This is a genomic window from Microcystis sp. M165S2, from assembly GCF_020245885.1.
Lineage (GTDB): Bacteria > Cyanobacteriota > Cyanobacteriia > Cyanobacteriales > Microcystaceae > Microcystis.
This window is the reverse complement of the sequence record NZ_JADBTZ010000178.1, coordinates 1-22023: the sequence shown is the minus strand read 5'-3', so window position 1 is coordinate 22023 and position 22023 is coordinate 1. Positions and strand designations below refer to the sequence as shown.

The 22023-nt window shown below is 41.6% G+C and carries 21 protein-coding genes; 12 read left to right on the top strand and 9 right to left on the bottom strand.

What is annotated here, in order from left to right; translation table 11 throughout:
- Window positions 1-310, top strand: a 310-nt coding sequence (locus IM479_RS09250) for a zinc ribbon domain-containing protein (protein ID WP_287699375.1), incomplete at its 5' end; no start/stop codon positions are given.
- Window positions 213-548, top strand: coding sequence for a hypothetical protein (locus tag IM479_RS09245; protein ID WP_287687061.1), 336 nt, complete (start codon window positions 213-215; stop codon window positions 546-548). The genes IM479_RS09250 and IM479_RS09245, both read left to right, overlap by 98 nt.
- On the opposite strand, the gene hrcA is transcribed toward IM479_RS09245, so the two are convergent.
- Together hrcA and IM479_RS09235 are read right to left on the bottom strand one after the other, a co-directional pair.
- Entirely contained in the window at window positions 535-1611 is a 1077-nt protein-coding gene (gene hrcA / locus IM479_RS09240) for a heat-inducible transcriptional repressor HrcA (protein ID WP_287080123.1), read from the bottom strand. The genes IM479_RS09245 and hrcA overlap by 14 nt on opposite strands.
- A 136-nt stretch (window positions 1612-1747) precedes the next feature.
- A complete protein-coding gene (locus tag IM479_RS09235) occupies window positions 1748-2086 on the bottom strand; it encodes a rhodanese-like domain-containing protein (protein WP_287687059.1) in 339 nt (112 codons plus the stop codon).
- Window positions 2087-2412: 326 nt separating this feature from the next.
- Between IM479_RS09235 and sbcC the strand changes: the two genes are divergently transcribed.
- From sbcC to recJ, 3 genes are read left to right on the top strand one after another with little or no spacing between them, the layout of a single operon-like run.
- Window positions 2413-5436, top strand: coding sequence for an exonuclease subunit SbcC (gene sbcC, locus IM479_RS09230; RefSeq protein ID WP_287687057.1), 3024 nt, complete (start codon window positions 2413-2415; stop codon window positions 5434-5436).
- Window positions 5437-5455: 19 nt separating this feature from the next.
- Window positions 5456-5710, top strand: a complete 255-nt coding sequence (locus tag IM479_RS09225) for a MoaD/ThiS family protein (RefSeq protein WP_004163207.1) — start codon at window positions 5456-5458, stop codon at window positions 5708-5710.
- 44 nt (window positions 5711-5754) lie between these two features.
- A complete protein-coding gene (gene recJ, locus IM479_RS09220) occupies window positions 5755-8037 on the top strand; it encodes a single-stranded-DNA-specific exonuclease RecJ (protein ID WP_287687056.1) in 2283 nt (760 codons plus the stop codon).
- A gap of 255 nt (window positions 8038-8292) precedes the next feature.
- Here the strand turns inward: recJ and IM479_RS09215 are convergent, their stop codons facing one another.
- Window positions 8293-9240: a spermine/spermidine synthase domain-containing protein gene (locus IM479_RS09215; RefSeq protein ID WP_286826918.1), complete on the bottom strand. Its 948-nt coding sequence runs from the start codon at window positions 9238-9240 to the stop codon at window positions 8293-8295.
- A gap of 173 nt (window positions 9241-9413) precedes the next feature.
- Here IM479_RS09215 and accA point away from each other — a divergent pair, with 173 nt between their 5' ends.
- Complete coding sequence (gene accA, locus IM479_RS09210) at window positions 9414-10403, top strand: acetyl-CoA carboxylase carboxyl transferase subunit alpha (RefSeq protein ID WP_286826919.1); 990 nt, start codon at window positions 9414-9416, stop codon at window positions 10401-10403.
- Between the two features lie 137 nt (window positions 10404-10540).
- On the top strand, window positions 10541-10831 hold the full coding sequence (locus tag IM479_RS09205; protein ID WP_002736589.1) for a nucleotidyltransferase family protein: 291 nt from the start codon (window positions 10541-10543) through the stop codon (window positions 10829-10831).
- Between the two features lie 308 nt (window positions 10832-11139).
- Here IM479_RS09205 and IM479_RS09200 read toward each other — a convergent pair whose 3' ends face one another.
- The 3 genes from IM479_RS09200 to rplU all read right to left on the bottom strand — a co-directional run bounded on the left by IM479_RS09200 (window position 11140) and on the right by rplU (window position 12912).
- A complete protein-coding gene (locus IM479_RS09200) occupies window positions 11140-12072 on the bottom strand; it encodes a phytanoyl-CoA dioxygenase family protein (RefSeq protein ID WP_287675114.1) in 933 nt (310 codons plus the stop codon).
- Between the two features lie 146 nt (window positions 12073-12218).
- Complete coding sequence (gene rpmA, locus IM479_RS09195; RefSeq protein ID WP_002744094.1) at window positions 12219-12488, bottom strand: 50S ribosomal protein L27; 270 nt, start codon at window positions 12486-12488, stop codon at window positions 12219-12221.
- A 34-nt stretch (window positions 12489-12522) separates the two neighbouring features.
- Window positions 12523-12912 carry a 50S ribosomal protein L21 gene (rplU, locus tag IM479_RS09190; RefSeq protein ID WP_149989476.1) on the bottom strand — a complete coding sequence of 130 codons (390 nt, stop codon included), beginning with the start codon at window positions 12910-12912 and terminating at the stop codon, window positions 12523-12525.
- Between the two features lie 195 nt (window positions 12913-13107).
- Here rplU and murQ point away from each other — a divergent pair, with 195 nt between their 5' ends.
- The 4 genes from murQ (at window position 13108) to IM479_RS09170 (ending at window position 16779) form a co-directional block, all read left to right on the top strand.
- A complete protein-coding gene (gene murQ, locus IM479_RS09185; RefSeq protein ID WP_287687054.1) occupies window positions 13108-14028 on the top strand; it encodes an N-acetylmuramic acid 6-phosphate etherase in 921 nt (306 codons plus the stop codon).
- Window positions 14029-14055: 27 nt separating this feature from the next.
- Entirely contained in the window at window positions 14056-15546 is a 1491-nt protein-coding gene (locus IM479_RS09180; RefSeq protein ID WP_286826922.1) for a site-2 protease family protein, read from the top strand.
- A 179-nt stretch (window positions 15547-15725) separates the two neighbouring features.
- Entirely contained in the window at window positions 15726-16091 is a 366-nt protein-coding gene (locus IM479_RS09175) for a DUF4164 domain-containing protein (protein WP_286826923.1), read from the top strand.
- Window positions 16092-16200: 109 nt separating this feature from the next.
- Window positions 16201-16779 carry an esterase/lipase family protein gene (locus IM479_RS09170; protein WP_286826924.1) on the top strand — a complete coding sequence of 193 codons (579 nt, stop codon included), beginning with the start codon at window positions 16201-16203 and terminating at the stop codon, window positions 16777-16779.
- Window positions 16780-17182: 403 nt separating this feature from the next.
- Here IM479_RS09170 and IM479_RS09165 read toward each other — a convergent pair whose 3' ends face one another.
- The 3 genes from IM479_RS09165 to IM479_RS09155 are packed head-to-tail and all read right to left on the bottom strand — an operon-like array spanning window position 17183 to window position 21795.
- Complete coding sequence (locus IM479_RS09165; RefSeq protein WP_287687052.1) at window positions 17183-17773, bottom strand: HEAT repeat domain-containing protein; 591 nt, start codon at window positions 17771-17773, stop codon at window positions 17183-17185.
- A gap of 1 nt (window position 17774) precedes the next feature.
- A complete protein-coding gene (locus tag IM479_RS09160; protein WP_287687050.1) occupies window positions 17775-18284 on the bottom strand; it encodes a HEAT repeat domain-containing protein in 510 nt (169 codons plus the stop codon).
- 1 nt (window position 18285) lies between these two features.
- On the bottom strand, window positions 18286-21795 hold the full coding sequence (locus tag IM479_RS09155; RefSeq protein ID WP_287699374.1) for a HEAT repeat domain-containing protein: 3510 nt from the start codon (window positions 21793-21795) through the stop codon (window positions 18286-18288).
- Between the two features lie 163 nt (window positions 21796-21958).
- On the opposite strand from IM479_RS09155, the gene IM479_RS22575 reads away from it, so the two are divergent.
- Window positions 21959-22023, top strand: a 65-nt coding sequence (locus tag IM479_RS22575) for a helix-turn-helix domain-containing protein (RefSeq protein ID WP_353737582.1), incomplete at its 3' end; no start/stop codon positions are given.

Here is a 22023-nt window from a genome sequence, read left to right as displayed (position 1 = left end):
ATCAGCAAAGTCCGATAAATATGGGCGTAATTTTCGGATAATTTCCCGATGGGAACCCACGTCTCAGCGATGTTCCTGTTGCGGGAATATCGGCGGGAAAAAGGCGTTAAATATCCGTGAGTGGGAATGTCTTTTCTGTGGAACTTTTCATGATCGAGACATCAACGCTGCGCTAAATATCAAGGTCGCCGGAGGACATTCGGAGACTTTAAATGGACGGGTCGGAAAGCGTAAGACTTCTGTTAAAGAAGCAGCATCCCGGGTCGCGTCAACCCCATTCAGCGACCATTCTAAAAAAGTGGCGTGGTGAGGAATCGCCGTCCGTTTTACGGCGGCGAGGATGTCAATTTTGGGCGCTAAAATCGATCGCCTGTGGAGCGCGTCGGGGACAGGATTGGGAGTTCGATGCAGAGGTGTGGGTGGCGCTGGTGCGGATGTTGCTCTGTTTTGCCAATTCTGGCTATTTGGGCGATGGTGAGACAATTTTAGAGTTTACTGTCGATTGTCCTATTCCCGAACCTTTGCGGGGGATATCTACTTACTTATAGCTTCACTGAGATAGTTAGCGGTGGATTCCACTAGGGGAATAGTATTTTCGTATAACATTCGCGTCGGTCCGATAATGCCAACACTACCGACGGGAGTATCTCCCTGTTTATAAAAAGCGGAGATAAGAGTACAAGGGCGCATGGATTCCAGAGGATTTTCGGAACCAATAGTGATTTTGACTTTTTTAGCTGATTTTTCTGGTTCTGGTCTTTGTAAAATCAGGGGTAAAAGGCGATCCTGTTCTGCTTCCAATAGGTGCAGTAACATTTGTACTTGTTGCCATTGGGCGAATTCTGGCTGTCGAATGACTTCAGCGACACCATGGACGATAATCTCTGGGTTGGCAGTGGATTGGAGACTAGCGCTGATTTCTTGGCTTAATTGTTGGAGAAAATGGGTATAACGGGCAAATTCTCGCTCGATTTGCTGCCAATCGAGGTTAATTAAATCTGCCAAGCAATAACCTTTTAATTTTTCCCCCAGAAAATTAGAGAGGATTTGTAATTCTTCTGCTAATCCATCCTCCTTGTCCGTTTCCATAGACTCGGGAATCTCGATCATAACCGAGCGTGTTTGTAAACTATCTGTAACAATAATTAACATAATCTGCCTGGCTGAGACGGGGATTAATTGCAGATGACGCAGGGTATTGGTGAGGGTGTGGGGGAGGGTAACGATAGCGATATAACCGCTTAAACCAGCTAAAAATTGGGTGGCCCGTTGCAGCAGACTTTCGAGACTCCAAGCGGGAGATTTAGCGTTTTGATGCAGATAATAGCCGATTTTTTCGCCGATACGGTCATCGGGAGTCATTAACTCATCGACGTAGAGACGATAACCCCAATCGGAGGGAATGCGTCCGGAGGAAGTGTGGGGTTGATAGAGTAGGCCTTCTTTTTCCAGTTTACCGAGAGCATTGCGAATAGTGGCGGAACTAACAGTAAATTTGTACTCCTCAATTAGAGTTTTCGAGCCAACTGGTTCGGCCGTGGCGATATAATGTTGGATTGTCGCCTTTAAGATATGTTGATAGCGATCGCTGAGATGGGTTCTAGCGGACATAGGGGAATAATCTTAACAAAAGATTTATAACATTTTTTTAGACAGTATAACGCTTATTCAGTTATCAGTTATCAGTATTCAATGGGGAGAAAGGGGATAGTTGGCCTCTCTCTTTTCCCGATGGGGGCGATCAAAATTAGTAACGGGGAATATTAGGATCGACGAGGAGGGAATAAGCATCGATGCCACCGTTAATATTCTTAACATTAGTAAAACCCTGACTTTGTAGCCATTGGCACATTTGCAGGGATCTCATGCCATGGTGACAGATAACGAGGGTTTCTGCTTGGGGGTTGAATTGGGTGGCAATAGTGGGCGACCATTCTCGGTATTGACTCAAGGGTAAAATGGTAAAACTGGCCAGAGATGCGATCGCAACTTCCTCTGGTTCGCGCACATCAATAAGTTGTAAATTAGGATCATGATCGGCTAAACGGAGAGCGAGTTCATGGACGCTAATTTCGGGAATGCTCATAGATTTGGTCTTAAGAATCGGTTATCTTTCCTTTAGAGTAGCAAATCGGGCGACTCCTGGCGGTTATCTGTGAACAGTGCCTAGGTTGTAATGATGGTGAGGAAAATTCTGGGAAACAAAAAAAAGCGCATTTGTCCCCGGCTTGATTTCAGTTAAGCTTTGATCAGAGGTTATTGCAGGAGGAGGTTATTGATACCGAATAGATTCACCCAGATGTATTGCGCTGAAGCTATCTTTTCCCCAGTTTTTTATCCTCTGATGAATTTCTAACCTATACTGCTTTCTCCCCCTCTCCCTACTTCATAATTGATAATTTCTCCCAGCTTATGATTCCCCTACAATTAACCCTGAAAAATTTTCTCAGTTATCGCGAGGCAGTGCTAGATTTTCGCGGATTACATACGGCCTGTATTTGTGGTGCCAATGGTGCGGGAAAATCCTCTTTACTCGAAGCAATTACTTGGGCAATTTGGGGAGAAAGTCGCACCTCGACTGCTGATGATGTGATTCATGCGGGCAGCGATTATGCGCGGGTAGATTTCGAGTTTAGTTATGGGGGAGAAATCTATAAAATTATCCGTAGTCGTCACCGGGGAGGGAAAGCTTCTAGTTTAGATTTTCAGGTGATTAATGATCAGAGTTTTCGTCCTTTATCGGGTAAAAGTATTAAAGATACCCAAGCACAGATTAATACTTATCTAAAAATAGACCATAAAACTTTCATTAATTCTGCTTATTTACGGCAGGGACAAGCGGACGAGTTTATGAAACAGCCTCCCAGTGGTCGTAAACAGATTTTAGCAGAATTATTGCAACTCGATCGCTATGAAATTTTAGCAAATAAAGCCAAGGATATATCGAAACAATTTGACGGACAGTCCCTCCAGATCGAGCAGCAAGTAGAAACTATCAAACTCCGTCTTCAGGAGAAAAATTCTTATCAGGAACACCTGCAAGAATTAAGCACCCAAATTAACCAAATTAATCAAGAACAAGAGGTAAATAATCGGCGTTTACAGCAACTACAGGGGGAAGAAAATCAGCGTCAGAATTGGGAAAAACAGCTACAGTGGCAAAGAGAACAGGAGCGAGCTTTATTAGCAGAAATCGAGAGATTAGACCGGGAAAAAGTTAGTCTAGACAATCAATTAAATCAAATAAGGACTATTCTTCATCGCAAAAATGACATTATTACTGCACAGGAGCGCCTAAGTAATTTAGACCAGAAAGAGGCAAGTTTGTCAAGTCAATTGCAAGCTTGGCAACAGGCCCAGTATGATAAACAACAATTAGAACAGAAATTACAGCAAAAAATTAACGAATTTACCCTTCCCATCCAACAAACGAGCGCTCGTTTAGAAGAATTGCGAAGACAGGAACAAGAAACTCAAAAAATTATCGAGCAAGCGGGGGATATTCAAGCAGGATTAGAGAAGTTAAATTATCATCGTCAACGTCTTCAGGAATTGGATAGATTAGCTTTAAAATATGCTCCTTTAAATAGCCGAAAAGCTGATTTAAATATGCAGTTGGAACGGGAAAAAGCTAAGATCAATGCTCGTTGGGAACAATTGCAAAAAAATCGGCAACAATTAGAGACAGAAATCGATCGTATTCCTCTACTAAGAGAGGAAGCTCTCAATTTAGCCAAACGAATTAAGGAACTAGATAAAAAACAAACCTATTGTGAACGAGTTGAAGAAAAGGAAACTCTTAAACAAGTGGATAAAAAAAGTTTATTGGAGCAACAGAAAAGATATGAAGAACAACTTTTAGAGTTAAGTGATAAATTGGAAAAATTAAATATTCCCGATTCGGTTTGTCCTCTGTGTGAACAGAATTTAGACAGTCATCACCGTCATCAAGTAATCAGGAAAACCCATCAACATCAAGAACAAATTCAAGAGCAAATCTGGTCCCTACAGGAACGGATGGCAGACTGCGATCGAGATTTAAAACGTTTAGGGGAGGAATTAGCCCAAATTAAACAAGAATTGCCAGCAAGATCGAATCTACAACAAAAATATGTGCAGTTGGAAGTCAAGTTAGAAACTATTGAAGAAAAGGAAATAGAACTAGAGAAAACCGAGGAGATACTTGTCGAGTTAGAAGCACTTTTAAGCAGTGGCAATTATGCCCTAGAATTCCAGCAAGAATTACAAATTGTCAATCAAGAAATCGCCTTTTTAAACTATGATGAACAAAGTCATGCTTTAGTCAGAGGAGAAGAAAAAAGATGGCGTTGGGCAGAAATTCAAGAATCAGAACTTAAGCAATCAAACCGTCGTTTAGCTAATATCAAGGCCGAAAAACCTAATTTAATTAATCAATTAGCTAGACTAGAACAAGAGAAGCAAGAACTATGTCAAAATTCCCCACTTAAACAGGAAATTAAAAGCTTAGAAAAGTTTATTCAAAACTTAAATTATGATCGCAGTGAACATCAGAATATTCAAAATCTGATCCGACAATTACAGGGGGTAAGATTACAGTATCAAGACTGGCAACAAGCAGAAAAAAATTATCCAGAAATAGCCGCTAAAATCGCTGACATTGAGCAAAGATTACAGCTGCGAAATCAGGATCGCCAGAAGCTGAATCAGGAGTTAGCAAATATTAGTCAAAAGATTGGTACTTTGACTGACTATCGCCAAGAAATAGCCGCATTATCGACCAATATTCAACAGCGAAGACAGATAATTGATGGATTGCTCTCCCAAAAAGGTCGGGTTGAGGAGAAATTACATCAACTAGAAACTTTAGGTAAACAACTGACAGAAAAAGAGGGCGATTTAGCTAAAGTAAAAAAACAATATACAGTTTATAAAGAGTTAGCCATAGCTTTCGGTAAAAATGGTTTACAAACTCTGATGATTGAGAATGTTTTACCGGAGTTGGAAGCACAAACTAATTATATCTTAGCTCGCTTAACTGGTAATCAATTTCATGTGCAGTTTTTAACCCAAAAAAGCGGTAAAGGTACGAAGAAACAGCGACAAAAGTTAATCGATACTTTAGATATTATTATTGGCGATACCAGGGGATCTCGTCCCTACGAAACCTATTCAGGAGGGGAAGCTTTTCGGATTAATTTCTCGATTCGATTAGCTTTAGCGAGATTATTGGCACAAAGAGCCGGAACAGCCCTACAAATGCTCATTGTTGACGAAGGATTCGGAACTCAGGATGCGGAAGGATGCGAGCGCTTAATTGCGGCAATTAACGCTATATCCGCCGATTTTGCCTGTATTTTGACTGTCACCCATATGCCCCAATTTAAAGAAGCTTTTCAACATCGCATCGAAGTCCGCAAAACCGAACAGGGTTCCCAATTGATGTTATTATCCTAGGAAAAATATTGATGTAAAGATGGAAAAGATTACGATCACAGTGAAACTATTTGCTATTTATCAAGAAGTCTATCAAACTTCACAATTAAACCTCGAATTTCCTGCCCACACTTCCGTTACAGAAGTGTTAAACTATATTATAGCCCCCTATCCTCAATTAGAAAGATGGCGCGATGTTACTCGTTTTGGAGTCAATCTTCAGTTTGTTTCGGGAGAGAAAATCCTCAAAAATGGCGATGAGATAGTTTTGATTCCCCCCGTTAGTGGTGGCTAAATTGACTGCCACCTTTTTTACTTTTTACTTTTCCTTGATATCCCGTGTCTAACTGGCAAATTCCCCCATCGGTAGCTCTTCCCCAAGAGTTTTTAAAAATAGTCCAATACTATACCCCAGAGTCGGATGGCAGCGTCGTAGCACAAATATTATGGCATCGCGGTGTCCGGGATATGGCGACTCTGGGGACGTTTCTGGATGAGAAAGCTTATCAGTCAAAAACTCCCTTTGATTTTGGGCAAGAAATGAACTTCGCCGTCAAAAGACTGGAAAAAGCCCTAAATAAAGGCGAAAAAGTGACTATTTGGGGTGATTTCGATGCCGATGGTGTCACCGCTACCAGTGTCCTCTGGGAAGGATTAGGGCAGTTTTTCCCAGCTAATCAACAGTTAGATTATTACATACCCGATCGCCAAAAAGAATCCCACGGCCTCAATTGTCCCGGTATCGAGAAACTAGCGCATCAAGGAACCCGTTTAATCGTCACCTGTGACACAGGAAGCACGAATATCGCCGAAATTGACTATGCAAACAGTCTAGGCATCGATATTATCATCACCGATCATCATACCCTACCCGACGAGCGCCCCGAGGTGATTGCCCTGATTAATCCCCGCTACTTTGTGGAAACCCATCCTTTCTATCATCTTTCTGGGGTTGCCGTTGCTTATAAATTAGTGGAAGCGATGTATTTAACCCTGGCAGATATTCCCAGAAAACCCCTAGAAAATTTACTCGATTTAGTTGCGATTGGTTTAATTGCCGATTTAGTCAAATTGACGGGAGAATGTCGTTATTTAGCCCAAAAAGGTCTTCAAAAACTGCAAAATACTCAGCGTTTGGGAGTTAAAAAATTACTCGATTTATGTAACAAAACCGGAGATAGACCGATGGATATATCCTTCGGTATTGGACCGCGCATTAATGCCGTCAGTCGCATTTATGGCGATGCTAGATTTTGTGTGGAATTACTTACCAGTGAAGATGAAAAACGTTGTCAAGAATTAGCTGAACAAGCGGAATTGGCCAATATTCGTCGCCAAGAAATCCAACGGGATATTATTAAACAAGTTCAGAAAAAACTAGAAAGAATTGATCTTTCTACCACTAATGTAATTATTTTAGATGATCCCCAATGGATGGCGGGAATTTTAGGATTAGTTGCGGGACAAATTGCCCAAGAATACCAGCGACCGACAATTTTATTAAGTACCAGTGAACCACCTTTTGCTAAGGGTTCCGCTAGGTCAATTCGCGAGATCGATCTCTATCAATTAGTATCCTCTCAATCCCATCTTTTACATCGTTTTGGTGGTCATCCTTTGGCCGCAGGTTTAAGTTTAACTATAGAAAATTTACCCCTATTTATTGAGGGAATTAATCAACAATTGCGACGCACAGGAATTGATTTAACTTCCCTTTCTCCTGAGATAGAAGTGGATGCAGTGGTGACGGTTTCCCAATTGGGAAAAAGTCTATTTCGAGAATTAAAATTACTGGAACCCTGCGGGATGGGTAATCCCACACCGAAGTTATTAATTCAAAATTGTTATTTTCACAATCTTTGGCATAAAAATCTTCAAGATTTCAAGGGCAGAAAAATCGCTTATCCCCGGACAACTTTTGAGATCTGGGATAGTTCAATCGAGCAGGGATTCCCCGGTATGTGGTGGGGTCATCACAAAGACGAAATTGCTGCCGATACCCGTTATGATGCCGTAGTTGAATTGGATTTTAATACCCACAAAAATCGCTATGAAGTTCGCTTAATTGCCTTGCATCCCTATCAACAAGAATCCCTAACCTATAGCAATAAAAAAGATTTTTTAATCGACAATCGCCATCGAGAAATTAATCGAGAAGTTAGCCAATTAAATCCCCTTTTTCTCTGGGAATGTCCCCGGGATTGGACAAAACTTTCCCGGGAATATCAACAGGCAATTTTACGGGATAAAAAGTTAGTTCTTGCCTATGGTAGTCCTTTGAAAAAATCCGCTCACAGCACATGGATAAACCTTGTCGGGATCGGGAAATATTTAGCTAGAACTAAAACCAGTATTTCCCGTCAACAATTACAAAACCGCTTAAACCTCAGTTATCATACCCTAGAATTAGGATTAATTTCCTTAGCAGAAAATGGCTTTAAAGTCAATAAAAATCAAGAAAATTTATCCTTTGAATTAGTCAATCATGAGGCAAAAATTAATAAGATTGAGCAATTTCTAGAAGCGGTGGCACTAGAAGACTTTCTCCAGCAATACTTTGCTACTGTTCCCCTAGAAATTCTGCAAACAATTCTTAATCATGAAGACTCGATCGATTTCTAGTTAGGGTTTGCGGCAAAAAGTTTTTCGGTGGGGTGTAGGGTGTGGGGTGTGGGGTGTAGGGTGTGGGAATTATGAATTATGAATTATGAATTATAAATTATGAAATGGGGAAATGGGGAAATGGGGAGATGGGGAAGTGGGGAAGTGGGGAAGTGGGGAAGTGGGGAAGTGGAGCATTTGGCTGAAATTTCCCTAAACCCCTAAATCCCTATCACCCTATCACTCGACTCCTGACGACCGACTCCTGATTACTGATTACTGGTCACTGATTACTCCTTGACCGAAGAATTTCGGGGGTTTTGCCAGGGTATAAACTTCCGTATTTTGTGCGATTGCTTGACGAATATAGAGAGGAGTTTGTAACATTCCTAGTAAACTCATGCCATCAATTAAACGTAATCCTCCCGTAGTTGTATCGGTGATTAATTCATCTACCACATCGGGATCGGGACGAGTATTTAAAGGATGATTAGCACAGAGAGTAAAACCCCAAGGGGAACCATAACTAGGAGTGGGAGCGCAATAGGAATGAACGTAGGGAAAAACTGCTTTTAAAGTATTCACCAAACGCGCATGATACATCACCGAAGGTGGAGAAACCGGGCCAGATTGGACAACAACAATGCCATTTGCTGCCAAAACTCTTTGTAGTTTTTCAAAGTATTCTTTCGTGAATAGGGGGAAAGAAGGACCCTCTTCGATGGGATCAACCAGATCGGATATAATAATATCCCATTTATCGTTAGTGGTGTCTAAAACTTCTAAAGCATCAGCCACAACTAACTGAAAACGAGGATCATCAAAAGTGCCTTGGTGCATTTCGGGAAGATGTTCCTTACAAGCTGCCACCACATCCCCATCGATATCGATCATCATCACTTTTTCGATTGTTTTCCAACGCAATAATTCCCGGGTTGTCGCACCTTCACCACCTCCCAGAATTAAAGCAGTTTTTGGTTCTTGGTGGGCAATCATTGCCGGTTGCACTAATGCTTCATGATAAATAAATTCATCCCCCGTACAAGATTGCCATTTGCCATCCAGTACCAAGGCTTTTCCATAGGCCCCCGATTCAACAATATACATCTCCTGAAAAGCGGTTTTTTTGTAGGCTAAAATCCGGGAAACCCCATGACTATAAATGTCCCAGGGGGTAATATATTCGTTAACCCATAGATCCGCTTTTAGTTCACTTCCTGCCATAACTAATCCTCCTTGGGGTGAAAAAGGCACGATCTATTATCATACCACAATTAACCAATTTTGATCAATAACCTTAATCATCCCCCGGTAATCCCGAAGCTGTCGATAATCGATCGCTGAAAAACGGTAAGCTAGAAAAGATTAGCTTAAAGTAAATTTATAGCCACTAACCTATGACTAAAAACGAGACTACCGAGAAAAAGATTTTTCTCCTAGATTTTGAGAAACCCCTCTACGAATTAGAATCCCGCATCGAACAGATTAAAGAATTAGCCCAAGAAAATAGCGTAGATGTCTCGGAACAAATTAGTCAACTAGACGAACGAGCTAATCAATTACGTCGTGAAATTTTTAGCAATCTCACCCCTTCCCAAAGGCTACAATTAGCCCGTCATCCCCGGCGCCCCAGTACCCTAGACTATATTCAAGCAATCACCGATGAATGGTTCGAGTTACACGGTGATCGCGGTGGTTACGACGATCCCGCTCTTGTGGGTGGTGTTGCCCGTTTTAACGGTCGTCCCGTGGTGATTATCGGGCATCAAAAAGGCCGGGATACTAAGGATAATGTGGCTAGAAATTTCGGCATGGCTGCCCCCGGGGGTTATCGTAAAGCCATGCGTTTAATGGAACACGCCCATCAGTTTAATCAGCCAATTTTAACCTTTATTGACACCCCCGGCGCCTGGGCGGGGGTGGAAGCGGAAAAATTAGGTCAAGGAGAAGCGATCGCCTATAATCTTCGGGAGATGTTCCGTTTAGATGTGCCGATCATTTGTACTGTTATTGGCGAAGGTGGTTCGGGCGGTGCTTTGGGCATTGGGGTCGGCGATCGCCTATTAATGTTAGAGCATTCTGTCTATACCGTGGCGACTCCCGAAGCTTGTGCGGCTATTCTCTGGAAAGATGCCAAAAAATCCGATAAAGCAGCAGTTGCCCTCAAAATTACCTCAAAAGATTTAAAAGAGTTAAATATTATCGATCAGATCGTTCTTGAATCCTCCAGAGGGGCCCATGCTGATCCGATTAAAGCGGCAGCCAATTTAAAAGCCGCTATCAGTGAAAATTTAGAGGCTTTATCTTTGTTAACACCCCAACAACGGCGCGAATCTCGTTATCAAAAATTCCGCAATTTAGGCGTATTTTTAGAAGCTACAGCTTAATCAGTGAGCAGTGAGCAGTTATCAGATGTGAGTTTTCAGTGATTAGTTTGTTTTGTAGATTTGGAAGATTTCAGCTTCAGTTTAAGGGTTGCACCGACAAAGCTATAATATTGGTGGCAGGTTCAAGAACACACCAAATGAAACGGGACGAGGTGCTGGCAATTCTAGAGGCACACCGAGAACAGTTACAAAAACTAGGGGTGAAATCTTTGTCTTTATTTGGTTCAGTGGCAAGGGATGAAGCTGATGCCGATAGCGATGTAGATTTGTTAGTAGAATTCGATCGACAAGGTGGTTTTTTTCAACTTCTGCAAGTACAGTATTATTTAGAAGATATTCTGGGATGCTCTGTGGATTTAGGAACTCAGGATGCCTTAAGAGAACATTTACGAGAACCTGTGCTTGAGGATCTGATCAATGCCTTCTAGAGATTGGCGACTCTTCTAGGTTCTGTGTGATAAGTTTAACTTACCATAGAAGCGATCTTTGTGTCCTTTGTGTCTTTGTGGTTCGTTCCACCCCCTCGCTAGGAGGAATGTATCTTAGAATACATTTTCCCACCAAACTTGGGAGAGCCACTTTTGACCTGTTAAAATCCGATGTTATACTAAATCCAGTTATTAAAGACGGATTATCTATTACCTCTATTGCCTATTGCCTCTCCTCATAAGTAGCCTATACTAAACGGATTTAGTATTAGTCCGATTATTTCCGAGTTATTAGTGGTACATTAATCTTACCAATTAAAAGGTCCCAAAGCCCGATCGTTGTAATCGCCACCCTCGGCAATAAAATGAATTACCATCGATTTACGGGTTAGCAGGGTATTATTAATCTTCCCACCACCATGAATTAACATTCCGTGCCAGAGAAGAATCTCTCCTTTTTTAGCAGTAAATGATTGACAGTCATAATTCTGAGCGCGCTGGTTAACATAATCTTGGTATTGGGGAATTTGAGCGGCAGTAATATTTTTAAGATTGACGGCGGGATAGTCTGGAAAAAAGTCAGTTACTTTGATATTTTTATGAGATTTAGGATAAAAAATTAGTGGGCCAGCATCGGCGGAAATATCTTCCAAGGCAATCCAAACACCAACTAAATGATTAGCAGGATGAACATAAAAAACTGCCATATCCTCGTGCAGCCCCTGCTCTGTACCGTGCAGAAAGTTGATGGAATATCTCGGTTCGCAGGATTTGCCAATAATTAAATTAACTAAATCTCTCAGATTTTGATTGTCAAAAATTGCTTGAGCGGCGGGGGAAATCTCATGAAAGGCATGGAGTCGCCAAATAGAATTAACTAAGGCTTTTCTTTGCTCCATATCTAGGGCTAAAACTTGCTCGTGACTTAAACTCGCTGGTAGATTTTCTGCTTGAATGCCTTCAATTCTTAATCCAGGGATAGCCGATTCTAGGAAAAATAAATCGGCTAATTCCGCTACTAAATTATTGATCGCCGTGGCCGGAATTAAATCTTTGACAATACAATAACCCAATTCTCGCCAATGGTCGAGGAGTTGATATTCTCGTTCGGAAATTCGCTGTTGTTGACGAGCTTTTTGCAGGGATTTTTCCGCTCGCGATCGATCCAACCAGGGTAATTCGGCAGTAGAATTGAAAGACCAGGGCAAATTTTTTAAGATATGGGCAATTTTAAGAATCATACTCAGTTCATCTTTTCCGAGCTACTTTCGGACTATTTTAATCCATGAGTGTTCGGTCTAGTCTGTCAACAGATATAAATTATTTGAAAAACCCCCTAGGATGAGTTAGGAGGTTACAGGGAAAAAATTAATCAGGGTTGATGGGATTAACTAGCGCTAACTTCAGCAGGATAAACGCTAACTTGACGGCGACTTTTATCCTTGTATTCAAATTTGACCACACCATCAATTAAAGCGAATAAAGTATCATCGCCACCACGACCAACATTTTTACCCGGGTGAACTTTAGTACCCCGTTGACGGATGAGAATATTTCCCGCTTTTACCACTTGACCACCGTAGCGCTTAACGCCTAGGCGTTGGGAACGAGAATCGCGTCCGTTGCGGGTACTACCCGTACCTTTCTTATGAGCCATAATTTCTCTCCAAATGCTTTTTTGATTCTAAAAGTTATTCTTCTTCATCGCTACTATCTTCTACAACTTCAGCGACGGAGGTAGCAGCAGTGGCGACTAGGGTTTTACCGTTATAATTGATTGAATCAATCATAAAACGGGTAATTTCTTGACGATGACCGCGTTTTTTACGGGTTTTCTTTTTCGGGCGCATTTTATAAACAATAACTTTTTTGCCCCGACGATGTTGCATGACAGTCCCTTCGACGGTGGCCCCTTCGATAAAGGGTTGACCGATGCTAATATCATCCTCATCATGGATTAATAGCACTTTGTCGATGGTATGGGTACTTTGTTCATCGACGGGAAGAAGTTCGATATCGTAATAGCGACCGGGTTCTACCCGAATCTGTTTGCCACCGGTCTCAATAATTGCGTAACTCATGAATTTTCTGCGCTCGTTTTGCCGTACAGGTAGCTGAAAAAAATTCCAGCTTTTGTGCTAATGTCCTCACCTGATCCGAGCAGGAATTGACACAATTTACTATTATCTAATATTCGGGCGGCAATTGTCAAGCTTTTTACCCACCGATTGGCTATATACTGAAAATAATCTTACGAAAAGCTCAATTAAACCGTTATGGAACAGTGGGAAAGCAGAGGACACCTTTTAACCGAACAAATTAACCCAAATAGCCTAAATTTAGACCAATTAAACCCGCTCGAATTGGTGGATCTCTTCAATCGCGAGGATGCCCAAACCCTAAAAGCGATCGCCATGGCCCGGCAAGAATTGGCCCTGGCGATCTCCCTGACCAGTCAAGCTCTGGCTAAAGGTGGTAGACTCTTTTACATTGGGGCGGGAACCAGTGGCCGGCTGGGGGTTTTGGACGCGGCCGAATGTCCCCCCACCTTCTGCACTCCCCCGGAATTGGTACAGGGAATTATCGCCGGTGGAGCGGCGGCGCTGGTGCGTAGTTCCGAAGATTTGGAGGATAAAGCGGAAGATGGGGCGGCGATTATTGCCCAGCGAGAAATTCACGAATTAGACGTGGTAGTGGGGATTACCGCCGGGGGGACAACCCCCTACGTTCATGGGGCTTTACGGGCGGCAAAACAGCGAGGTGCGACGACGATTGCTATTAGTTGTGTCCCCGCCGAACAAGTGGAGATCGCGGTGGATGTGGATATCCGGTTATTGACTGGACCGGAACTTTTGGCCGGCTCCACACGGCTGAAAGCGGGAACGGTGACGAAAATGGCTTTAAATATCCTCTCCACAGGGACAATGGTAATGTTAGGCAAGGTTTACGGCAACCAGATGGTCGATGTGGCAGTTACTAATCATAAACTCCATGACCGCGCCCTGCGGATTATCTGCAACCTTACCGATGTTAGTCGCCAGGAAGCGGCTATTTTACTGGAAAAAAGTGGCCGCCGGGTTAAACTGGCTTTGTTAATGCAGAAAACGGGACTTTCGGCGGCCGCAGGACAAGAATTGTTACAAAAGCATCGGGGTCAATTACGGGCTGCCCTGCAAGCTTATAATCAAATTGATTGATAAAAACCTATTGATTTTGACTTTCCTATGGTTAATATTTCTTCGGAAATTGCTGCGATCGCTGTTATTTTCCTCGTCGCTGGTGCTATCTTGACTTGGAGTTTTTATCGGGCTAAACCCTACGGCCAACTGGGAATTTTAGCTTGGTTACAATCCTTGGTACTCATAGCTCCTTGGTTAATTTTTTTCGGGCTATTTGCGGCAGGAATTTATCTCAATCTAGCGGTAATTCTCTTTTTACTGGTTGCTTCCACCATTATCTATATTTATTTGGGCAACCGTTTACGCTTACTGAAAACCAATCAGATAATTGAACCGAAAGTTAACCCGGCAGTTAGCCAGTCCGTTACTCCTCTCGAAACCACGGCAGCGGTGACAGTAATTGTACCGGATGTGATTCCAATTACCGAAGAGGATTTAAAAGTTATTCAGAGTATTTTTGGGATAGATACTTTTTTTGCCACCGAGACTATCTCTTTTCAGGAAGGGGCAATTTTTAAAGGCAATTTACGGGGAGAACCAGATATCGTTCACTCTCGCTTAACCCAGAAATTAAGTGTTCATTTTGGCGATAAATATCGTTTATTTCTGGTGGAAGGAACCGAGGAAAAACCTGTGGTAATTATCCTTCCCAAAACTAACGATCCTAGTCCTGCCACTCTTGCTCAAAAAAATCTCTCTTTAGTTTTGTTAGTAGCCACTCTTGTCACCAGCTTAGAAGCGGCGGGAATTTTATTGGGTTTTGATTTGTTTAGTAATTGGCAGAGATATCGAGAAGCAATTCCCCTGAGTTTGGGTTTATGGTCGGTATTAATTGCCCACGAAATCGGTCATCTAATTATCGCTAAACGCCATAATGTTCGTCTCAGTTTACCCTATTTTCTTCCCACTTGGCAGATTGGTTCTTTTGGGGCAATTACTCGTTTTGAATCTTTATTACCTAACCGCAGTGTTCTATTTGATATAGCTTTCGCTGGTCCTGCTTTGGGAGGTTTGGTTTCTTTAATCTTATTAATTGTTGGACTAACTTTATCTAATTCTGCCAGCCTTTTTCAAATCCCTAGTACCTTTTTCCAAAGTTCAATTTTAGTGAGTTTTTTAGCGCGGATAGTTTTGGGCGACGAGTTACAAAATGCCGTTATCTCCGTGCATCCTTTAACTGTTATCGGTTGGTTAGGATTGGTGATTACCGCCCTTAATTTACTGCCCGCAGGACAGTTAGATGGTGGCAGAATTGTTCAAGCTATTTATGGTCGCAAAATTGCCCGCCGTACCACTGTCGCCACTTTGGTCATTTTAGGCATTATTTCCTTAGTTAATTCTAGCAATCCCATTCCTCTCTATTGGACAATTTTAGTCGCTTTTTTACAAAGAGAGTTGGAAAGACCTAGTTTAAACGAGTTAACCGAACCCGATGACAAACGCGCTGGTTGGGGTTTATTACTACTCTTTTTAATGTTAGCGACTCTGATTCCTTTAAGCCCTAGTTTAGCAGGACGGTTAGGAATCGGTGGCTAAATACTTCCCCGAAATTCTTGCCATTGATTGCTGTCAAAAAAAGCTTGACAAAAACTCAAGTCTTGACTTATAATTTTCTTATAATGGGAATCCGTGTCCGCCTATAGACTCCTGATTTTTCGGTAAGATATAGCCTCCAGCATTTAGCCCTGAAGATTTGACTTTTGGAGTGGCTCAAAATGTCTAACGAAACTGTCACTTATTCCCTAGAAGCTGTCCTGACAAGGATTGAGGGGAAAATCGACTCTCTGGAAAAACGCCTTGACGAGAAAATCGACTCTCTGGAAAAACGTATTGATGAGAAAATCGACTCTCTGGAAAAACGTATTGATGAGAGATTTGACAAGATAGAAGACCGGTTAACTAAAGTAGAAATAGGACAGGCCGAACTCAAGGGAGATATTAAGACTTTAGACGAAAAAATCAATGGATTAACTGCAAGAGTTGCCTATCAGGAATTCACCAATCGAGGGATTCTGATAGCATTGGTAGTCGCTATTTTAGGAGGTGCCGCTAAACTTTTTGGTTTTTTCCCTAATCCTTAGAAGTTGCCGGTAGCCGTACCTAGTAGATAGGCTCTTCCCAAAAATTTTTCGCTCATCACCCCGATCAACCGTTAGAATAGATTCAGAATTTAAGGATAAAATCTCAACTATGAATCCCGTTGTTTTGGTGCATGGTTTTCTGGACACTACTGCTGTTTTTAAACCGATGAGCAAGTATTTAAACTATCATGGTTGGCAGGTGCATAGTTTTAACCTAATTCCCAATCATGGTTACGAAAAGTTAGAAGTTTTAGCGGGTCAGGTAGATAATTATATCGAGAAAAACTTTGCTAAAGAGCAGAAAGTAGATCTGATTGGGTTTAGTATGGGAGGATTAATTACCCGCTACTACCTGCAAAGATTGGGAGGAGTGGAAAGAGTGCAACGTTACCTAAATATTTCTGCTCCGAATCGAGGCACTTTAACCGCGTATAGTTTACCTTTAGATGGGATTAGACAAATGCAGCCGGGGAGTCAATTTCTAGAGGATTTAAATCAAGATTGTCAACAAATTTTAAATAAAATTAAAACCACAATTATCTGGACTCCCTACGATTTAATGATATTTCCCGCCCATAGTTCTCGTTTATCGGTGGGCAAAGAAATTTCCATTCCGGTATTGCTTCATGCTTGGATGGTCAAAGATAGCAAAGTTTTAACAACAATTAAAGAGACCTTATTAGAATAGAAATACTGGTTGTCTCCAAAACTGGAACAGGGTCAAGATATCACCAACAAAAAAGTTAATTAGGGTCTGCTGAAAAAGTTTTTCGGTGGTGGTAGGAGTCAGGAGTCAGGAGTCAGTAGCCGGTCGTTTCAGGCTTTGTTGCCCTTGTTTTTTGTACCAAGCAATGTACTACAAGAAGGATAATGCAAGGTTTTTGAAAGTCCCAATCCTATTTTCTTGCACTAACATCGGACTTTAACAGGTCAAAAGCTTTATTTTAAAAGGGTTTTACCATTATTCAGCAGACCCTAATTATCATCAAAAAAGCTTGACTTATGGTTATAATTGTGCTAATTCAAAAATAAAACCCATCAGCGGCGGACTTCGGGATTTGTATCATTAGGAGATTATTAAACCTCTCGGTTTACTCACTTAAATTAGCAGTTTCTAGCCATTTTTTACCCATTTCAATGGGAATACCGAGGGGAGGACAGAGAATTTTAATTAATTCAATTCCTCCCGTGATTAAAATGCTTCTTAGGCGAGAATTTTTCTTGATTTCTGCGTCAACTTGTGCGACAAAAGTTTGTTTTTCAACTTCGGTATTAGTGGGATAAGTTTGGGTGAGTTGGCTGATAAGTTGTTGAATTTCTTGGGCGGCTTCGGCTAAATTTTGGGGTGTGGCGTAATTATGTTGAACTGCTTTTTGATCTCCTTGCACCGTATCGGCAAAGTTAGCAATATTTGCTCCACGAAGGTCATATTTAGAAGCTTCTGACATAGGATTAGAAGATTGAAGATTACTGATGATAATTATAGCATCCATAATGGCAAAACTGACATTAAGATCGGCTTCAATTTCTAGGGCTTGGCATAGAGTGGGAATGGCTTTTTCGGTGGCAAGTTTAGCTAAGGATTGAGCGGCTTTAATCCGAATACTTGGATTCTTGTCTGTGAATAGTCTTTTGGCAAGGGTTCTGATAATTAAATCGAGGGATTCTGTACTCAATTTCATATCAGTTTACTGCATAACGAGAGCCAATCTTACCGAGGGCATCAACAGCACTGAAACGCACGCTATCATCTTCATCGGAACATACATTTACTAGATAAGGAATAACATCTTCTAGTCCAATTTCACCTAAAGCAATTGTGGCTGTGACACGAACTTTTACTTCCTTATCTTGTAGGGATTGAATGAGATAGGATATTGCTTTTTCACTACCAATTTTTCCGAGAGATTCTGCCGTGATTATCCGAATATCGGGATTAGCATCAGATAAGCAGAAAGCTAGGCAAGGAATGGCGGATTCATTGCCAATTTCTCCTAAAGCTCGAATCAGATTCAGGCGAACATTAAGATCATTTTCTTGCATTAAATGAGATACTAAGGTATCGGCAAGGCTGCTATTGCCAATTTTTCCCAAAACTTCGGCGGCTTTAGCGCGGATCTGGGGGAGAGAATCTTTGAGTTTATTCAATAAAGTATTGATGGCGATTTGGGTGTTATTAAGTTGCTGAACCATGTTATTTTTTCTCTGGGTTATTGTTATTAAGTTGCTGGGGATAATTCTGTTGGCTTCCTTGCACATTATGAGCTAAATTGCCAATGGTAGCTCCTCTTAAATCATAGGTAATAGATGATAGGGATGCGTTTTTTTCAGAAGAAGTAGGAATATTTTGACCATCCTCTGCAAGTTTAGTTTCTACTGCTTGAATCATAGCTGCAAATTCCGATTGGCGGTGTAAGTCGATATTGAGAGTATTCATATCTCTAAGAATGTTAGTTAGATTATCAATATTGCCCCTGATTTCATCATATAAGTTTAATGTCGCCAAGATACTATTAGTTTTAGCTAAATCAATTTGTTTGTATTTTGCTTGTAGTTTTGCTTTTTCGTCTTCCCAATATTTCAGGTAGTCTATGCGCTCGAAGTCTTTATGAATTCTGGCATCTGGTAAAATAATCGGGAATATTCTTTGATAAAAGTCACCATTTCTAGCAATTTCTACTAATTCAAACATACAGTTTTCTGATTTTAAGTATCTATCGCTGATGACGGCGACGACACATTTCCCCTGTCCAATTTGCTGCATAAAGTTTTTGATGGAGTCTTTATAGGTGGTGTGGGTTTTATCCCGAATAATCTCAATTCCTTTAGCGGCAAAAGCTTGGACGAGTTGATTAGCCATTTCGTTGCTGTCTTCTTGCCAGTTGTAGGAGATGTAAACTTGTTGATTCATGGGTTGGGAGAGGGGGTGATAGTATTTAAGTTTGTTTTGAATTGTGTCTAGTGCTTCTCTAGCTTTAGAGAGAGTCTCGCCATTATTTAATGTGACAAAAGCAGGATTTTTCAGGCATTTGATAAGTTCAGTCATCGCTGTTTCTGAGCCAATCTTACCCAAAGCCTCGGCTGCCTTCCTGCGAACATACTCATCAGAGTGTTCTAAAGCCTTGAGTAATCCCGGAATAGCTGTTTCCGAGCCAATATTACCCAAAGCCTCGGCTGCCTCCCAACGAACAAACCCATCAGAGTCTTCTAAAGCCTTGAGTAACCCCGGAATAGCTGTTTCCGAGCCAATCTTACCCAAAGCCTCGGCTGCCTTCTCACGAACATCGTTATCAGAGTCTTCTAAAGCCTTGAGTAACCCCGGAATAGCTGTTTCCGAGCCAATCTTAGCCAAAGCCTCGGCTGCCTTCTCACGAACAAACCCATCAGAGTCTTCTAAAGCCTTGAGTAACCCCGGAATAGCTGTTTCTGTGCCAATATTACCCAAAGCCTCGGCTGCATTCCTACGAACATACCAATGAGAGTCTTCTAAAGCCTTGAGTAACCTCGGAATAGCTGTTTCTGAGCCAATCTTAGCCAAAGCCTCGACTGCCTTCCTACGACCATAATTATTAGAGTCTTCTAAAGCCTTGAGTAACCCCGGAATAGCTGTTTCTGTGCCAATATTACCCAAAGCCTCGACTGCCTTCCAACGAACATTATTATCAGAGTCTTCTAAAGCCTTGAGTAACCCCGGAATGGCTGTTTCTGAGCCAATTTTACCCAAAGCCTCGGCTGCGTCCCTACGAACATACCAATGAGAGTCTTCTAAAGCCTTGAGTAACCTCGGAATAGCTGTTTCTGAGCCAATTTTACCCAAAGCCTCGGCTGCATTCAAACGAACATACTCATAAGAGTCTTCTAAAGCCTTGAGTAACCCCGCAATCGCTGTTTCTGAGCCAATATTACCCAAAGCCTCGGCTGCGTTCCCACGAACATACTTATAAGAGTCTTCTAAAGCCTTGAGTAACCCCGGAATCGCTGTTTCTGTGCCAATCTTAGCCAAAGCCTCGGCTGCGTTCCCACGAACATACTTATAAGAGTCTTCTAAAGCCTTGAGTAACCCCGGAATCGCTGTTTCCGAGCCAATCTTAGCCAAAGCCTCGGCTGCGTTCCAACTAACATGATAATCAGAGTGTTCTAAAGCCTTGAGTAACCCCGCAATGGCTGTTTCTGAGCCAATATTACCCAAAGCCTCGGCTGCCTCCCAACGAACATCCTTATCAGAGTCTTCTAAAGCCTTGAGTAACTCATTAACAACTTCAATAGACTTTGTTAGTCCCAATAATTCCACCTTAAACAGTTTCGGTACATCCAACCGCAGCACTAATTCCACTGTCTGCTTTTGAAACTTAAAGTTGACTTCTCCCGCTAACCTCGCTCCTAATTGTAAATCAATCTCTAACCCTAACTTAACCACCCGTTTTGCTTCGGTTTCATTATCCAATAACCCCAACAGCAACGCCATAGGTTCCGTCCATTTGAGATAATTCAAATAGTCCCACTTTAACTGCTCATCCTTGAGATGGCGTAGTTTTTTCTGTAATTCCTCAGCCGTGTAGTATTCTTGAATCAGTTGATGGCGAAAAGCAATTTTCTCATTACCTTCTAGGTGAATTAGATGATATTTCAATAAATCCTCTAACCACTGCTTACTGTAATATTCGGGAAATCCTTTATTTTTGATAAATTTCGTTAATTCTTCCTCTGCTTCTGTTCGGGAAATAGCCACCTGAATCTCAGTTTTTGACTCCCCTTGTGTCATTTTCCAAGCTAACACTTGCAGCAATTCTCGCCACCAATACCGCGATTCTTGGTAAGTAGGAACATCTGCTTTTAATCCTTTGTCATAAATTTCGGTAAAACGTCGGAAAAGTAAGCCCAAATTAGCAGGAATTTTGTTCTCATTATTATCAAAAACTGAACAAAGCATCCACAAAAGCAGAGGAGTTTCTCCCAATTCCTTGAGACGATTTCCCAACTGTTTAAGCATTTCTTCGCCTTTTTTGGGCAAATAGGTCTTGACAAAATCCCGCATCTGTGGTTCAGTCAGGGGGAGCATTTCCAGCTTTTTTTCAATATCTAAGTCGTCGCTGCCTAAATCCCTTGTCGTGAAAATCATCGGGATTTCTGCATACTGCTGGCGAAAGTTTTTTAATTTCTGTCGTGCAGGATCTGAGGGCAATTCATTGATACCATCAAATAATAATAATGGTCTAAAATTCTGATTTTCTAACAGCCAACTTTCTAGGGTATTACTATCAATAATTAATTTATGGCGTTTCAGGAATTGTAAAATTAAATCAAGAATTGAGGTTTCATACAAGCGTAATTCGATGAGAATGGGAATTTGAATGATTTTAGCCTGATTTTGTTGATTTGGGCGCAAGCTTTGCGCTTCTTCTAATAACAATCTTGCTAAAGCGGTCGATTTTCCTGAACCCGGACGACCTTTTAAAAGAACGTGATTAGCCTTATACTTGCGTAAACCTTCTAAAACCGTGAATCTTTCGGTTTTTTCTGGTCTTTCTGCTCTTTCTTGCGGGTTTTCCCGTTCTTTTTCAATCGTCTGTACCCACAAATCCCTTAGCAAGGGTGCAGTTTTCGCTGGGCGCGTTTTTCCCTCTACGTCGGTGAGGGTGTAAAATGTCTCCCATTGGGCGTACTTTTCCGAGATAGATTCGAGATAAGGAGTCCAGTCAATCATTGATGCTGTCTGTTAGTTCGAGAAGGAATCCCGATGAAACTCTCTAATATTTTTAATTGTAGGCTAAGAAGATTTGGTCATCGAAAACTTTGGGTCTGAAACCCCGTCGTTCTACGACGGCTTTACTGTTAAATATTAACACATTTACGAAATATATGCTAAAATGCTCCCCATGGAAAAAGCCTATTCTTACCGATTTTACCCCACACCAGAACAAGAGTCGCTATT

Excerpts from the sequence above, each read along its gene's own strand:
- IM479_RS09245 (WP_287687061.1), top strand. The coding sequence starts at position 213 with ATGGACGGGTCGGAAAGCGTAAGACTTCTGTTAAAGAAGCAGCATCCC.
- hrcA (WP_287080123.1), bottom strand. The coding sequence starts at position 1,611 with ATGTCCGCTAGAACCCATCTCAGCGATCGCTATCAACATATCTTAAAG.
- IM479_RS09235 (WP_287687059.1), bottom strand. The coding sequence starts at position 2,086 with ATGAGCATTCCCGAAATTAGCGTCCATGAACTCGCTCTCCGTTTAGCC.
- sbcC (WP_287687057.1), top strand. The coding sequence starts at position 2,413 with ATGATTCCCCTACAATTAACCCTGAAAAATTTTCTCAGTTATCGCGAG.
- IM479_RS09225 (WP_004163207.1), top strand. The coding sequence starts at position 5,456 with ATGGAAAAGATTACGATCACAGTGAAACTATTTGCTATTTATCAAGAA.
- IM479_RS09215 (WP_286826918.1), bottom strand. The coding sequence starts at position 9,240 with ATGGCAGGAAGTGAACTAAAAGCGGATCTATGGGTTAACGAATATATT.
- accA (WP_286826919.1), top strand. The coding sequence starts at position 9,414 with ATGACTAAAAACGAGACTACCGAGAAAAAGATTTTTCTCCTAGATTTT.
- IM479_RS09205 (WP_002736589.1), top strand. The coding sequence starts at position 10,541 with ATGAAACGGGACGAGGTGCTGGCAATTCTAGAGGCACACCGAGAACAG.
- IM479_RS09200 (WP_287675114.1), bottom strand. The coding sequence starts at position 12,072 with ATGATTCTTAAAATTGCCCATATCTTAAAAAATTTGCCCTGGTCTTTC.
- rpmA (WP_002744094.1), bottom strand. The coding sequence starts at position 12,488 with ATGGCTCATAAGAAAGGTACGGGTAGTACCCGCAACGGACGCGATTCT.
- rplU (WP_149989476.1), bottom strand. The coding sequence starts at position 12,912 with ATGAGTTACGCAATTATTGAGACCGGTGGCAAACAGATTCGGGTAGAA.
- murQ (WP_287687054.1), top strand. The coding sequence starts at position 13,108 with ATGGAACAGTGGGAAAGCAGAGGACACCTTTTAACCGAACAAATTAAC.
- IM479_RS09180 (WP_286826922.1), top strand. The coding sequence starts at position 14,056 with ATGGTTAATATTTCTTCGGAAATTGCTGCGATCGCTGTTATTTTCCTC.
- IM479_RS09175 (WP_286826923.1), top strand. The coding sequence starts at position 15,726 with ATGTCTAACGAAACTGTCACTTATTCCCTAGAAGCTGTCCTGACAAGG.
- IM479_RS09170 (WP_286826924.1), top strand. The coding sequence starts at position 16,201 with ATGAATCCCGTTGTTTTGGTGCATGGTTTTCTGGACACTACTGCTGTT.
- IM479_RS09165 (WP_287687052.1), bottom strand. The coding sequence starts at position 17,773 with ATGAAATTGAGTACAGAATCCCTCGATTTAATTATCAGAACCCTTGCC.
- IM479_RS09160 (WP_287687050.1), bottom strand. The coding sequence starts at position 18,284 with ATGGTTCAGCAACTTAATAACACCCAAATCGCCATCAATACTTTATTG.
- IM479_RS09155 (WP_287699374.1), bottom strand. The coding sequence starts at position 21,795 with ATGATTGACTGGACTCCTTATCTCGAATCTATCTCGGAAAAGTACGCC.